This is a genomic window from Gottfriedia acidiceleris (assembly GCF_023115465.1).
Classification (GTDB): Bacteria; Bacillota; Bacilli; order Bacillales; family Bacillaceae_G; genus Gottfriedia; species Gottfriedia acidiceleris_B.
The window spans coordinates 1,914,388-1,930,233 of the sequence record NZ_CP096034.1 but is presented as its reverse complement, the minus strand read 5'-3'; the positions used below and the strand labels follow the sequence as shown (position 1 = coordinate 1,930,233).

Here is a 15,846-nt window from a genome sequence, read left to right as displayed (position 1 = left end):
ACCCTCATATTAAATTAATTTTTTGAATAAGTTTAATACTTTTTCATCTACTACTACTTCATTTAAGTTTTCAGTTGCTTTAATTGTTTGTTGAACATCATTTTCGATTTGATTGCTACAGTTGTGCAATACCGAATTTAATGCATTAACATATTGAATGTGATAATGCTCTGTAAATAAGCTATTCATATTTGCTAAATAGTCTTTTAATGGTGTTCTCAACTCATTAATGCATTCATCAATCATCGTTTCTTTCATGTTTTCAACAAAAAAGCTTTTTGGATTTTTGAAGTAATTCTTTAAACTCTCAAAACGATCTACATTAATAAATTGATCAGGATTTTTTATCGAAACAGGTAAAATCTCATTAATTTCACTTTTTTGAACGATAAATTCAGATTGAATCGAATGTATTTCACCTATTACTCGATCTTGCGACATTGAAATTTCATTCGTTAAAAACTTCTCTAATCTAAATCCAGTTACTCTTAATTCCTTTAAAATCTCTTCCAATACTTCATAAATAAATTCACGAATTTTCGTTACAAATAATTGTTTAATATTTTTCGTTGTATTATTAAAAATACTTGGATTAAAGAAATAAGGGAATAAATCTCGCATCCTTAATTCGATACGCTTTTCGATAAAGAAAATTAATTGTTCGTTTTCTTTCATAAATGCTCTTGGTAAATTAGTAGGTTCTGCATTTTTAATCGCTTCTTTAACTTTTTTCTGAATTTGTTCAAGTTCGTTGAAGAATTGATCTTTTTCACTTTTTATTCTTTCAAAACGATTAATGGTATCACGTAAGATTTTTTCAATTGTTAATAGGTCATTAATGAATGTTTTAAAGACTTCATTCGCAATCTCAAATTGGAAGAAATTTTGGATTTTCGTATTTAATTTCATATAATTATTCTGGATTTCTAAATTTAACTCTGAATCACCGTATCCCTTCATCTGAAGCATACTTGAAATAGCAAATACAGATGGGAAACGAACTCCTAGTTTCGTTAATTGGTTTACAAAGAAATTTTGTACGATTTCGATTTCGTTTTGATCCTTTGCTAAATCCGTAGCATTTAACACAAAGTAAACTTTATCACTATCAAAGCTTTCTCTCATACGTCCGATTTGCATTAAGAATGACTCATCTTGACGGGTAAAGGCATGTTGATAATGTGCAACATATAAAATTAAATCAGCCTTTTTCAAATAGTCGAATGCTAGTTCAGTATGTCTTGAATGGATACTATTTCCCCCTGGCGTATCCACTAATACGATTCCACTTAACGTGATCTCACAATCAAAATAAACTGTACTTTCTTTGACAAAACACGCTCTATTTTCTTCACTTATAACACTTACATACTCACTTAAGTCATATCGCTTAGTTGTACCTAGTAGGCTTCTCATTTCTTCATAATTTTGACATACGCTTTCTGCATAAACGAAAGCATCAGTAGGAATTTTATCCTTTTGTTTCTTAATTAAATTTTGAAGGGTACTAAACCACTCTTTTTCATTTGCTTCCACACCCCATTTTTTGAAGAAATCAAGAAATTCTTCTTTTAAAGATTCTTCTGATTTATAACTCACATCAGCTTTTTTATTACCAGATTCAGCTGTTGAGCGTTTGATCTTACAAATTGCCGCTGTCGTTGGGTGCGGAGAAACAGGTAGTACACGATCGCCAAGTAAAGTATTTATATACGATGTTTTTCCAGAACTAAATGCTCCGAATAATGCAATTGTGTATTCGTTTGATTTTATTTGTTCTCTTTTTTCTTTTAAAATACCGATTTTACTCTGGATAAATTTATTTGAAGTTAATTCGTCTAATATAAAATCTGCAACTTCATATTTAGATTGAATTTCTTCGTTTGAATATTTCTTTGAATTAGTTTGTTCAATATCAGTATTAAATTCTTCTTTTATTTCCGGAGCTTGAACAGTTAAGATTTTGTGATTAATTAATTCACTTACTGATATTAAAGTAGGCTTAATTTCTGGTAGGTCTTGATTCATTTCTTGATCATTATTTAAGATCGTCTTAATTTGTGAAACCATATGTGAAATTTTTTGATTATTAAACTCTAATTCAGCAAATCCATCTATTTTCGATTGTAAATCATTCTTTTGATTTATTAATTTTAGGATAGTTGATTCATTTTGTACTTTAAGTTCCTTTGAAAGTGTATAAATAAATTCAGCAATACTTTTACGATATACCGCCTTAATTCCTTCACTGACTTCCTTCGTATACTGTAATAAATAGTTACCACCTGTATCAATCAAATGAGATGGCTTTGGACAAATTACATCTTCACTCAAATTCGGTTCTAAGATTTTATCAAAATCACTACTATCAATTTTATTATTTTCAATTTGTTTTACAGCTCGAATTGCTGCTTCTTTTACAAAATACTCAATTTGTTTATTTGTTAGTTCTTTTACCTTTTGAATAAATTGACTTTTAGACTCATGTAAAGCATTTTCAAGTTTTTTTCTAGATTGAAATAATCCTTTATTTTGCAATGCCTTTTCTGATTCTAAATATTTTGATGCTAATTCTCTCATTTCAAATGGTGTAATGTTTGAATTAGTAAGAACTTGTTGCGTAGATTGCAAACAATTTTCCTCAAATGTTGAAACTGATGTTTCAATAACTTCAATTTCATTATTTAAATCGTTATATTTCGATCTAATCTCATCAGCATTTTGATCGAGATCAATGTAATCGTTCTCAAGTTGTTGTATTTGTTCATTCATAATTGTTAAAAAGCTTGCATAGTCATTTTCAATTTGCACTACATCTTGATGACTGTATAAATCATTTAAATAATTAATAAACTGGTTATATTCGTTATTATCTACAGATTTATCTCTTGTAGATATATAAAAAACTTGTAAGTTGCCTAATCCTTGTTTTTTCAAGTTGCTAATTACACCATGTTTAAATTGTTCAAACGTCAATTCTGTTTCATCGTGTTTATCAATACATGTAATAACTAAACAAACTTTATTATTTTTTTCAACTAAATTATGAATAAAATCAATATTAGTTTTCGAATGAACATGTTGATAATCCATTAAATAAAAAATACTATCCGCTAGATGAATGACTGAGTTTGTGGCCTCTAAATGATCCATATCTGTTGAGTCGATTCCAGGAGTATCAATTAAGACAGATCCAGTTGGAATTTTAAATAGTTCTTGTGCCCACTCGAGCTCAATAATTGAACCACTATCAGAAGCTAATTTTTTTAGTTCATCTACTTGAATATCCTCTTGAATCTGATACATTTCACCATCTTTAAGAGTAATTAACATTTTACTTTCGCCATTTTTTAATTTTACAACGTTTGCACTTGTAGGAATTGGGCTTGTAGGTAGTTTTTCTACTTGTAAAAGATCATTTAATAAAGATGACTTACCAGCAGAAAAATGCCCACAAAATACGTAATAACTTTCCTTATTTTGTATTTTGTATGCTAATTTTTTTAATTGAAATAATTCCTTCGAATTTCCTTGTTCAGAAAGTAAATTGATACCTGAAGAAACCTTATTCAGTAATTCCCCTCTGTTAATCTTAGTGTTTTGCAACGTGATTTCCCCATTTCATTTCATACTCAAATATTTTCCCTAGCATTATTTTATCCCCATATATATTAATTTGGAAGAAGAATGTATAGGCATATACATATAAAATAAAAAAAACTAGGTAACATCACCTAGTTTTGAACTTGTTTAAGTACATATTTAGTTAATAAAAAGTATAAAAGAATTGTAGCTGACACAAATCCAAGAACCATTTGACGCACAACCTTTCGAAGTTGATAATGATTTTCATTCTACAGTAATCATAATCAGTTATTTTCCATTTGTCAATAACTATTCGATTGATTGTAAGAGCGCTTTATTTTCTTCTCGGATTCTTACTTTTAATAAAATTAAATTACAAACAGAAAAGATTACAGTTGTAATATACGCATGAAACATAATAGGTATTACTAATAATTCAATTGTAACAATGATGTAATTTGGATGCTTGATATATTTATAAAGCCCACGTTTTACTAATTTTTCATTAGGTAAAATAATGATTTTTGTATTCCATCTTTCCCCTAACGTTGAAATAACCCAAACCCTTGCTAATTGTAAGATGATAAAAACGATTAGGAGAAAAGTAAAAAATCTAATTTCTATATAATGAATGAAATAATTCTCAATTAGAATTGATATAAAAAACATGCTATGTAAGATGATAAAAAATTTATAATGTTCTTGGCCAAATTCAAGTGCGCCCCGCATTTTTAATTTTTTTTCATTATTCTTTGCTATACCTAGCTCAATCACTCTTTGTATGACGATGAATAAAAAAATAATCTTTAACATTAGCATTCTACCCACTTTAACAAAGATAACTCTGAACTAAATCCTGGACCTAAAGCACAAAGAAGACCGTACTCATTCGTTTTTCCTAACTTCATATACTCACTTAACACAAATAACACAGTACAAGATGACATATTTCCATATGATTTTAAAATATTTAAGGAAATTCCGATTTTCTCTACGGAAAGTTCTAAAGAATCGATATAAGCATCCAATACTTTTTTTCCACCAGGATGAGCAATGAAATGAGTTACATCCCTTATTGTTAGTTCATTTTCCGTTAAAAAATTTGAAACAACTGGTTGTAACCAATTTTTAACGATTGATGGTATATCCCTTGAAAAAATGACAAATAAACCATCATTCCGAACATCCCATCCCATTACGTCTAATGAATTTGGCATTAGAGTTGAATTAGTTTCTTCAATTGACGGTAAAGATTTATGTATCGTTCGATTTTTCAAATCACTCTCATCGCCAATAACTAGTACCGCTGCTGCTCCATCAGCAAATAATGAAGTTCCTATTATATTACTTTTGGAAAGATCTTCTTTTTGAAAAGTTAAACTACATAATTCAACTGCAACTAATAAAATATTTGACTTTGGATGGGCTTTACAATAATCAAATGCTCTAGAAATACCACTCGCACCACCAGCACAGCCTAAGCCCCAAATGGGAATTCTTTTAATCGAAGAATTAAATGACAGGATATTTGCGATATGAGCATCAATTGTAGGGGTTGAAATACCAGTTGAAGAGACAAAAATAATTCCATCAATTTTGTCATATTGAATTTCCGAAGATAGAAATTCATTACTTGTCAAACAATTTTTAATAGCTTCAATTGATAATTCAATTGAGATTTCAGTGTAAGCCTGAATTTTTTGCTCAAAGCTATGCTCTTCGCTATACCAAGTAAGCTCCTTAGAAATATATCGACTTTGTATCTCACCATTTTGAAATACAGATAATAAGCGATCGATTGAAGGGTATCTTTTCAAAAAAAGCTCTCGAATAAAAGGCACAATATTTTCCTGATCGATTTTATATTTTGGTACAGCTTTCCCAACAGATAGAATTAAAGGCATAATTTTCCACTCCTTATATTCATTACCTTTTGTATTAAATTGGAAAATTATTCTTTAATACATGAAAAATACTATAGTGGAAGTAAACTGACATTTTATCCTCAAATTTGTAAGATTAAATTTGCACCAAAATTTAATCAAAAAAAAGACAATTCACTATTCATTCAAGGACCATGAACAAATAATAAGAATTGTCTAATCGTTTTAAAGGAGTTTCTTTCTGTTGTGCAGTTTTAGTATATCTCATTTAACTCAAATCTACATTCGCAATTATTTCCAATAAAATGCTTCTAAAATAAACCACACAACATTTCTAACTCACAATTATGATTTATTTACTTCTTCCAGTTCATACAATTTTGTATATTTTGATTCTAAATAATCAACAAAATATTTCACATTTAATTCTTCACCAGTAACATCCTTTAAAATTTGTTGGGGTTCCTTCATTGCACCATATTGATGAATATTCACTTTTAACCAATCAAGAATTGTTTGAAAATCATTCGTTTCAACTAATTCACTAAAATTTGGTAATTCTTTGTCCATTGTTGCTTTAATTTGAGCAGCATACATTGCTCCTAATGCATAAGTTGGAAAGTATCCAAAATGCCCCATTGACCAATGTACGTCCTGTAAAACACCTTCTCGATCAGTTTCAGGAATTATTCCTAAATACTCCTCCATTTTTTGATTCCAAATTGAAGGAAGCTCAGAAACTTGAATTTTCCCATCTAATAAATCCTTTTCAATTTCATAACGAATCATTACATGTAAAGGATAAGTTAATTCATCAGCTTCAATACGAATAAATGAAGGCTTACTATTATTTATCACTTTATAAAATTCATCTAGAGAAATATTATCTAACACTCCATTAAGTTGCTCTTTTAACTTTGGATAATTCGATTTCCAGAATTCATAGCTTTGTCCAATTATCTTTTCATATAAAAGTGACTGAGATTCATGAATACCTAACGACGCTCCTTGAGCGATTGGTAAACATTCCAAATCTTTGGAAATGTTTTGCTCATATAGTGCATGACCACATTCATGAATTGTACTAAAAATGGCTTTTTCAAAATTATTTTCATGATATTTCGTTGTAACTCGAACATCACCTAAATTAAGAGCAGTAGCAAAAGGATGTGGAGTTGGATCTAATCTTCCTGCATCAAAATTATAACCAAGAGATGCTAATAGTTTTTCACATATTTCTTTTTGTTTTTGCGTCGAAACGAATGCTTTCATCTCTTCTTTTTCAAAATTTTTCCCGCTATTCGATATAGCTTTTACAATCGGTACTAATTTATTTCTTACTTCTGAAAATACTTCGTCCAGTTTATTTACAGTCATTCCAGGTTCATATTGATCTAAATATGTATCATATTTACAGTCTTTATATCCTAAATATTCAACGAACTTACGTTTATACTCAATTATTTCAGTTAAATAAGGTTCAAATTTAGCAAAATTATTTTCTTCCTTCGCTTCTGCCCAAACACGCTCAGAAATTGCTTGGCATTTTATAAAAGCTTCAAACTCATCAACTGGTATTTTCGTATTTCGATCGTACTGCTTCCTTAAGTATTTTACAGTTTTTTCAACTTCTAGTGAACATTTACCTGCACTAATGGCTTCTTCCATTGTTATTAAATAATGAGCCATATCTTTTGAAGTACTCATTTTAAAAACATCAGCTGATAATTGACTAATTACATTTGAACGCTGACTTACAGCATTTTTAGGTGCACCTGTTCGAAGATCCCAATATAAAACACTAATTGCTTCTTCAATGTTTAACATTTTTCTTACATAACCTAAAAACGAAGCCTCATAATCTTTTAAGCTCATCAAAACTCCCACCTTTTAAAAACAAATTTATAAGTCAGCTAAATAGTAACATAAAAAATATGTGGATAAATAAGAATTATCTTACTTTTCAAATAATATTTCTCGACAAATTGAATATTGTCTAATCACTTCGTTAATACTACTCAGGTATTTTTTAGACAACAAAAATTTACAATTCGAATATTCCTTGACAGGAATATTCATCATGAGGTATATTCAATTTATGAATTCGACTTTAATTGCTCTTGCAGAGCCGAACCGGTTACAGATTGTCGAACTCTTACGTGACGGTCCTCTATCTGTCGGTGAAATTGCTGAAAGCTTAGGACTTAAACAACCACAGGTTTCAAAGCATCTTCGCGTTCTAAGTGAAGCTGGGCTTGTCGAAGTTCAACCAATCGCCAATAAAAGAATTTATAAACTAAGACCCCAGCCGCTAAAAGAAATGGATTCGTGGATTAAGTCATTCCGTCACGTCTGGGAACAGAGATTCGATCAATTGGACGATTATTTAAAAAAATTACAAGGCAAATAATCTTAACAAATTCAGTGCACACAATTTAATTAGTACTAACTATTAGTGAAAGGAGAAGTATCTAGATTTTAAAGGAGGAAATAATGTCTAATTTTCTAAATAATAAAATAAATGGAGGAATTAATAATGAGCAAAAATACGTTTAATGTCGATGAGCAAGGATTAGTTTTAACAAGGGTTGTTGATGCGCCTCGTGAATTAGTATTCAAGGTTTGGTCAGAAGCAGAACACCTTAAAAACTGGTGGGGTCCAAAAGGCTTTGAAATGGATGTAGCAACGTTAGAATTTAGACCAGGAGGTAAATTCCACTATAAAATGGCATCACCAGAAGGATTCGTTATGTGGGGATTATTTGTTTTTGGTGAAATTATTGAACCTGAGAAAATTGTATTTATTAATTCATTCTCCGATCAAGAGGGTAATATGGTTCGCGCTCCATTCTTTGAAGTTTGGCCATTAGAAATTCAAAACACTTTAACTTTAGAAGAAAATGATGGTAAAACAACTATTACATTAAAAGGTTTTCCAATCAATGCTACTGATGAAGAAGTTGCTGCATTTATTGCAAATAAAGATTCTATGCAACAAGGCTTTACTGGTACGTTTGACCAACTAGATGAATATTTAGCATCATTATAAGATAAATAGTTAAATACCCTTTAAAGCTTGTAAATAGCTTTAAAGGGTATTTTTTTATGCTATTAATAATAGACAACCTTCGTTTTAGCGATTAAATCATGCAATGTTTTCCGATCTTTTCGGAAGATATAAAATAGATCAATTAGATACAAAATTCCAATTGCTTCTATAAATATTGGGAAATTCAGCTGACAACCAAAAGCAAATATCGAACGGTATGTCATTGTTTTAAAATCAACTAAGTCATCTGTATCCCTCACAACCATAATACTTAATAATCTTTTTCCTATTGTTTGTCCGTTCCAAATATAAGTAGGTACAATGACATAAAATAGGAAAATATATAATAGCGACCAAATTGAATATAAAAACAGTTGCTTACTACTAAACATAAATAAATCTAAAATGTCTTTACTTTCTAACCCAAGTATTAGTAACCCTAGTTTAGAAAATAAAAGATTTAATGAGCCATCGATCCAAGCTGCAAACAATCTTCTAATACGACTTGCCAGTTCGAAATCCATCTAGAACCTCATTCCACATTTTTATAAAAAAATGGATATTAATCGATATACTCTATTATATTTAGGAGATTTTAATTTTGATTAGTGATTTTTAACTAGTTGGTTTAATTTTTTAAACAAGCTACATAATTAGCATTTTTCACTACAAATCGTTTGTTAATTTTTTAAGATCAGTTTACAAACAAACGATGAACTTCCTTCATATGTACTAACCACCCTTGTTCTAGCCATTTTTATAATAGAATCTATAAATAATATTTTTTATTAAAGAACTTTAAACCTTATTAATAAAAAATAAATTTAGGTATTTGTTTACTAATAGCCCCTAAGAAAAAAATAAGACCACAAAAAATAATTTGTGGTCTTATTACGATTGTTTCATATTGGTTTAATATTAATTTTTGATTGTTTAACTGTAACCGTTTTCAATAATTTCTGTAGTTCTCTTAAATCAGTGTCCAACTGATGACGAATCTTTACTACTTCTTGATGATTGTCATTATTTTGATTTTGAGCTTCTTGCAACTTGATTCGTTTTTCTTCAATATTTCGTTCTAAATATCTGGCTGTCCTAAAAAACATTCAAATTACCTCCTTTTCAAAAAAAGTATGAACACGCTTTCATTTTTATCTATAATACTATAAAAAAATAACTTAAGACTTTCTAAATGCGAATAAATTTCGAACTTAATTTTAGTTCCGTTAGATCTTCAATCTTTCACCTAATTAAATTCAACTAATCTTAATAAGCAATTGTGAACACGCTTTCATTTTTATCTATAATACTATAAAAAAGTATTTTATTAAATATCTAAATATGTCTATTCTTTGAACTTATTAAAAAAACATAAAAAATAATAACTTAGAATTAATCATTTATTTATGTTTTCTTTAATAATGAGTATGGGGAGGTTCTTAACAACCTCCATCCACACGAATTAGATTATACTAAATTATACAATTTAGAGTATTTATCTTCCAAGTATTCAATAAAGTATTTTACATTTAAATCTTCACCAGTAACATCTACTAATAATTCTTTCGGTTCTTTTAGTTTTCCATATTGGTGAATATTAAGGGTTAGCCAATTAACAATTTGATGAATTTCACCGCTTTTTAAAATCGTTTCATAATCGCTTAAATCCTGTTTCATTTTATGCTTAAACTGTGCAGCGTACATCGCACCTAATGCATACGAAGGAAAATAACCAAAATCTCCTCCTGCCCAGTGAACATCTTGAAGAACGCCCTCTCGATCGTTTGATGGAACGATACCTAAGTATTCTTCCATTTTATCATTCCATACTTTCGGCAAATCCTTTACTTGTAAATCACCGTCAAACAGTTCTTTCTCAATTTCATATCGAACCATTATATGTAATGGGTATGTACATTCGTCCGCTTCAATTCGAATTAACGAAGGCTCACTATGGTTAATTGCTTTATAAAATTCTTCTACCGATAAATTTTTAAAATAATCACCAGTTTTTGCAATTAAATTTTCATACTGAGCTTCCCAAAACTCTTTACTCCTTCCAATCATATTTTCAAAGAATAGTGATTGAGATTCGTGAATTCCCATCGATGCACCTTCACATAATGGTGTCCCAATTATATTCGATGATATATTTTGCTCATAAAGTGCATGTCCACACTCGTGAATGGTTCCAAAAAGCGCACTCATAAAATTATCTTCAATATATTTCGTTGTTACACGAACATCACCAGGATTTAATGTAATCTGAAATGGATGAACTGTTTCATCTAAACGACCTGAATCGAAATTATAACCTAATTTTACAAGTATCTCTTCACTAACTTCTTTTTGAAGATCAATTGAGATCGGTTGTGTCAATTCTTCGCGAATTAATTTAGTTTGCGAATTTGAAATTTTCGCAACTAATGGTACAAGACTTTCTCTTACTTTACCAAAAACTTCATCAAGCTTCGCAGTTGTCATACCAGGCTCATAAAAGCTTAATAAAGTATCATATTTCTTATCCTTGTAACCCCAATATTCAATGAATTTCTTTTTCATTGCTACAATTTTTTCTAAATATGGTTGGAACTTACTAAAGTCACCTTCATTTTTAGCATCTTCCCAAGCATTTTCACTTAAAGAACACAGTTTTACATATTCTGCATATTCATTTTTTGGGATTTTACAATTTAAATCATAATTTTTTCTACATTCCTTAACCGATTTTTCAATGATTTCATTTAAGTTTCCTGTGCCTATTTCTTTTTCCAATAAATTTAAATAGTTTTCCATCGTTCTTGATGTTGTCATTTCAAATACTTCTGCAGAAAGCTGACTGATGACATTTGATCTTTGTTCAGCTCCATTTTTAGGCGCTCCCGTTCTTAGGTCCCAATACATAACATTAATTGCTTCATTATAATTTTCGATCTTCTTTAAATAGTCAGTAAATTGTTCTTGTATGTTAGTCATTGCCATATTTACCCCTCATTTCTATATTTTAGGATGTTCATTTCATTCTATCATAACTTTTATATTGAATTAATATTAAGCTTAAAAAGCACTTACATTATCAGAAATCATATGTTTAAGTTTATATAAGAGACATAATTAATAAAAATATTGTACAATACAGCAAGGTGATGTTATGAAAATATTATTATTAGGAGCTACTGGAAGAGTCGGTTCTTTTTTAGTGGAATTATTATTAGAGGCTAAATGTGAAGTAATCGCTTTAGTTAGAGATGAACAAAAAATAACGATTCATCATGAAGCTCTTACAGTATTAAAAGGAAATACGTTAAATGAAAAAGATTTAATTTTAGCTGTAGAAAAAGTTGAGGGAGTAATTTCTGCCTTAAATACTGGTGGTGAGAATAGTTTATCAAAAACGATGGGACTACTAATCCCTCTTCTTGAAAAGAAACAAATAGGTAGGATCGTTACAATTGGAACTGCTGGTATTTTACAATCAAGAGTAGATCCAACCATTTTACGTTATAAAAGCTCTGAATCAAAACGAAAATCAACAACTGCAGCAACCGATCATGAAAAAGCTTATGACATATTAAATGAAAGTCAATTAAATTGGACAATTGTTTGCCCAACTTACTTACCTGATGGTCCAATATCTAAAAATATTCGTGCTGAAAAGAATTATTTACCAATTGATGGCCATCGAATTACGACTGGAGATACTGCTTTTTTCGCATTTAAGGAATTTTTCGAATGCAATTTTAGTAAATCTAGGGTTGGAATTTGTAATTAAAAAAGCTAGCGAATGCTAGCTTTTTATGATGGATTAACAGGCAAACTGTTTAAGATTTTTTCTTTCGTTTCTTTGTTTAGATCATTCTCAATAAATAAAACGATTTTTCCTTTATCTTCATGACTACGGATTAGTCGACCAATACCTTGGCGTAATCTTAATAACATATACGGCTCATCGATCTCGAAGTAAGGGTTTTGTGAATTTTGACGTTTTGACTGGAATACAGGATCATTTGGCGGGAATGGTAGCGCATGAATAATCACTTGACTTAGTGACATGCCTTGAATATCTAATCCTTCCCATAAATGAACAGCACATAAAGACGCGTTAATATCTTCTTGGAATTTTTGTACAATTGAACTAATTTCTTCTTCACCTTCAAAATATAAATTGAAGTCTAATTTTTCTTTTTCAACTTGCAGTTTAAATTTTTTCATTTCTTGAGTTGAATTGAAGAGAATTAATGTACTTCCGTTATTATCCTTTAACTTCTCAATAATTTTTTCATTTTTTTCCTTAATTTTGGTTGGGTCAACTTGATTTAACTCAATTTTCATCTGTTCATCATAATCAAACGGAGAATTAACTGAAAATGATAAGTAATCTTTAATCCCTAAACTACCTGCGATATAATCAAAAGAACTATTTTGAGAAAGAGTTGCAGATGAAAATACAATCGGCATTTTTTGATTAAATACTTTTTCTTGTAAAAGCTCATTTACAGCCTTTGGCATGATGACTAATGTTAATTCACTTTGATTATACTCAATCCATTGAATCGCAGTAATTTCATTAATAAATAAATTTAAGCAACGCTCAACATCATCTAAATGCTCATCAACAATATTTAGCTGATATTCATCAATCGTATACATTTCACTTTCAAAGACTAATTCATCACCAATGCTACTAATTTGAGACTTTAATCTCCTTGCTAACTTAATTAATCTATCATTCATATTCAGTTTAAAACGTCTTGATCCTTCAACTTCTTCAGTATTATTATCTAATTCAAAAAAGAATTGATCGTATGTTTCTAATGTATCTTCGAGTAACTGTTGGAAGCTTTCACGCGTACCTGATTGCATTAAAAATGATAAAAATGTATTTAATGTCTCTTGTTGCAGTCGATATGTTAACGATTTTTGACTTGCAAATTCAAGTAAATGTCCTTCATCAAATACTACACAGCTTGGATTAGGTAGTAATGGCAATTGACCTTCACGTTTTCTAGATTCTACCGTCCAAATATGCTCCATATAAAATTCTTGTGAGCATACAATTAGGTCGGTTGCTTTACGATAATGCTCTCTTGATAGAGTTTGTCCACATCTATGTCTTTGTTCACAAGTAGAGCAGTCCTGGAAATAATCATATGAAATTGTATCCCATTCTTCATCTGTTAAGTCTTTATATTCAGTACGGTCTCCATATGGAGTAAATTTTTGGAGTGTTCCATAATCATTTACAAAGCTTGGTAAATTTTCATAAACTCCTAAAACAGCATCCGATACATCAATTTCTGAGCGCTGTAAATCTAATTTTTTTAAACATAAATAGTTTGTAGTTGATTTTGCTAATCTAACATCAATTGACAAATTTAAAGCATTCGATAATTTTTCAATGTCCCCATTTTTCTTTACAAGCTGTTCGATTAAAGATTCATCAGCACATGCGATAATAGCTGGCTTACCTGTATATCTTGCATAGCATAAACAATATAGCAAATAGACAAACGTTTTACCTGTACCAACACCTGCTTCAGCAAAAATAACTTTCTTTTCTTTAAACGCTCTTTCAACCTGATAAGCCATAAAGATTTGCTCATCTCTTAATTCATAGCCTGCATCTGGTAATAAATCGTAAAAAACGTCCCCAATCCATTCCCCTAACTTTTCAATGAATTGGTCTTGCTTTCCTACCTCAAAAGGTAATTTAGTTGAATGACTCATTGCTACCCCCAAAATGTAAATTAAAAAGAAAAAGTCCTCTTTTGAGAACTTTAATTTTGCAAATTTATTCGATCCATTATATTATTTAAAAATTGTCTCTACCCGCTATCATACAAAAAATGTGAGGGAAAGGCAAGGGAAATAAGGCATGATCACTTAAAGAATAAGGGAAATTTAAATTGGAACGAATTGAATGTTCCAGCTTTCAATTCTTAATACTCCTAATCTCTCCTTAGTTAACTTTACCAGCCTTTTGCTTGTTTTATCATTTCTTCAACAATCATTTGAGATTTTAATGCTTCTTCTCCATTGATCGCTGGATTTTCGTCAAAGTATATACAATTGATAAAATGGTTAATACAATCCTCAAAGCCTCTTTGTTTTAATGTTGTGTCCCATGATGACGAAAACGAATTATTTATTGTATTATTTTTTTCTACCTCAAAGTTGTTCATATTTTTTACTCTTATAATCGAACCTTCAGTAATTAATTCTAAGCGCTCAAGATTTGTTCCTGCCATTCGGTGCATTACTGTATTAATAGTTGTTCCTTTAAACGATTCATATTGGTGAGTAGCATACTCTAATTGATTAGTATGAGTAAGTTTGACTCTACCATTAAAAAGGTTAACTTCTCCATCTACAAACCATCTAATGGTATCAACTAAATGTAAATAATCATCCAGCATCGTAAACTCGAATGAATTAGAGCCAATTTTATTCTCTCGATGTTTTTCAAATCTAATTACAGCTATATTCTTTGCCTGTTCTTTTGCCTGCACATACATTGGACAAAATCGACGGTTGAATCCAACCATAAGTTTTCGATTTAGTTTCATACTTAATTCAGTTAATTTTTCTGACTCTGGCAATGTAGCTGCTAGTGGTTTATCAACATATACATCTTTACCTTTATTTAATAAATACGATACTACCTCAAAATGTGAACTAGTTGAGCTATGTACAAATACTGCGTCACTTTGTTCTGCAAGTAATTCCAAACTTTCAAAATCTTGAATTCGGTATTGTGAGCATATTTTCTTACGTTTTTCTTTATTTGGTGAATATGCACCGATAAAATCCCAGTTTTCTTCTTTTGTAAGAATTGGTAGATATGCTTTTTGTGCAATATTGCCTAATCCTACCATTCCAATACGTGGTTTTTTCATTTTTGATCAGTCCTTTAAATTGGCTTATTTTTCTAGATTTATTGTAACAAATTATCATTCTTCATTTAAAAGAAAAATGATTTTATTTCATAATAATCTAATGGCAATAACATTCGAATTATCGGGAAATCTAAAAAAATGATAAAAATGGTTGTTTGGAGGTGTTTATTTGTACTTATATTCTTTAATTCAGACTAATTTTGATACAAATGATGATATAAGTGTTGTAAGAGACCTTTATTTACTTCAGCATGAAAAGAGTTTCTCTAATGATGAATTCCATGATTTAGTCACTCAATATAAAAGTACTGCAGAAACGAATTGGCATGTTGCACATTTACTCGAAAAAAATCACGGATTTAGAATTGTACCTGCAATAAATTTATAATGTTAACAAAACGAATACAATTTTTGTTCGTAAAACTTTTATGAA

At 29.8% G+C, this 15,846-nt stretch carries 13 protein-coding genes; 4 read left to right on the top strand and 9 right to left on the bottom strand.

Annotated features, from left to right (window positions below; translation table 11 throughout):
• Nucleotides 1–9 precede the first annotated feature (9 nt).
• From MY490_RS09355 to MY490_RS09340, 4 genes are all read right to left on the bottom strand, one after another.
• Nucleotides 10–3,606: a dynamin family protein gene (locus MY490_RS09355; protein ID WP_248268941.1), complete on the bottom strand. Its 3,597-nt coding sequence runs from the start codon at nucleotides 3,604–3,606 to the stop codon at nucleotides 10–12.
• A 288-nt stretch (nucleotides 3,607–3,894) separates the two neighbouring features.
• Nucleotides 3,895–4,398, bottom strand: a complete 504-nt coding sequence (locus tag MY490_RS09350) for an isoprenylcysteine carboxyl methyltransferase family protein (protein ID WP_248268940.1) — start codon at nucleotides 4,396–4,398, stop codon at nucleotides 3,895–3,897.
• Complete coding sequence (locus MY490_RS09345; RefSeq protein ID WP_248268939.1) at nucleotides 4,398–5,489, bottom strand: type III polyketide synthase; 1,092 nt, start codon at nucleotides 5,487–5,489, stop codon at nucleotides 4,398–4,400. The genes MY490_RS09350 and MY490_RS09345 overlap by 1 nt, the downstream gene beginning before the upstream one ends.
• A gap of 324 nt (nucleotides 5,490–5,813) precedes the next feature.
• Nucleotides 5,814–7,343 (bottom strand): carboxypeptidase M32, encoded by a 1,530-nt coding sequence (locus tag MY490_RS09340; protein WP_248268938.1) that lies wholly within the window; start codon nucleotides 7,341–7,343, stop codon nucleotides 5,814–5,816.
• A 223-nt stretch (nucleotides 7,344–7,566) separates the two neighbouring features.
• Between MY490_RS09340 and MY490_RS09335 the strand changes: the two genes are divergently transcribed.
• Complete coding sequence (locus tag MY490_RS09335; RefSeq protein ID WP_025671541.1) at nucleotides 7,567–7,878, top strand: ArsR/SmtB family transcription factor; 312 nt, start codon at nucleotides 7,567–7,569, stop codon at nucleotides 7,876–7,878.
• A 126-nt stretch (nucleotides 7,879–8,004) separates the two neighbouring features.
• Complete coding sequence (locus MY490_RS09330; RefSeq protein ID WP_248268937.1) at nucleotides 8,005–8,517, top strand: SRPBCC family protein; 513 nt, start codon at nucleotides 8,005–8,007, stop codon at nucleotides 8,515–8,517.
• 62 nt (nucleotides 8,518–8,579) lie between these two features.
• Here the strand turns inward: MY490_RS09330 and MY490_RS09325 are convergent, their stop codons facing one another.
• The 3 genes from MY490_RS09325 to MY490_RS09315 all read right to left on the bottom strand — a co-directional run bounded on the left by MY490_RS09325 (nucleotide 8,580) and on the right by MY490_RS09315 (nucleotide 11,499).
• Entirely contained in the window at nucleotides 8,580–9,041 is a 462-nt protein-coding gene (locus tag MY490_RS09325) for an RDD family protein (protein WP_248268936.1), read from the bottom strand.
• 378 nt (nucleotides 9,042–9,419) lie between these two features.
• A complete protein-coding gene (locus tag MY490_RS09320) occupies nucleotides 9,420–9,623 on the bottom strand; it encodes an aspartyl-phosphate phosphatase Spo0E family protein (RefSeq protein ID WP_248268935.1) in 204 nt (67 codons plus the stop codon).
• A gap of 361 nt (nucleotides 9,624–9,984) precedes the next feature.
• Nucleotides 9,985–11,499 (bottom strand): carboxypeptidase M32, encoded by a 1,515-nt coding sequence (locus tag MY490_RS09315; protein ID WP_248268934.1) that lies wholly within the window; start codon nucleotides 11,497–11,499, stop codon nucleotides 9,985–9,987.
• 169 nt (nucleotides 11,500–11,668) lie between these two features.
• On the opposite strand from MY490_RS09315, the gene MY490_RS09310 reads away from it, so the two are divergent.
• Entirely contained in the window at nucleotides 11,669–12,289 is a 621-nt protein-coding gene (locus MY490_RS09310; protein WP_248268933.1) for an NAD(P)-dependent oxidoreductase, read from the top strand.
• Between the two features lie 23 nt (nucleotides 12,290–12,312).
• Here the strand turns inward: MY490_RS09310 and MY490_RS09305 are convergent, their stop codons facing one another.
• Both MY490_RS09305 and MY490_RS09300 read right to left on the bottom strand, forming a co-directional pair.
• Nucleotides 12,313–14,244 (bottom strand): ATP-dependent DNA helicase, encoded by a 1,932-nt coding sequence (locus tag MY490_RS09305; protein ID WP_248268932.1) that lies wholly within the window; start codon nucleotides 14,242–14,244, stop codon nucleotides 12,313–12,315.
• Between the two features lie 242 nt (nucleotides 14,245–14,486).
• Nucleotides 14,487–15,413 (bottom strand): Gfo/Idh/MocA family protein, encoded by a 927-nt coding sequence (locus tag MY490_RS09300; RefSeq protein WP_248268931.1) that lies wholly within the window; start codon nucleotides 15,411–15,413, stop codon nucleotides 14,487–14,489.
• A 169-nt stretch (nucleotides 15,414–15,582) separates the two neighbouring features.
• Here MY490_RS09300 and MY490_RS09295 point away from each other — a divergent pair, with 169 nt between their 5' ends.
• Complete coding sequence (locus MY490_RS09295; RefSeq protein WP_069031943.1) at nucleotides 15,583–15,801, top strand: hypothetical protein; 219 nt, start codon at nucleotides 15,583–15,585, stop codon at nucleotides 15,799–15,801.
• Nucleotides 15,802–15,846: the final 45 nt, after the last annotated feature.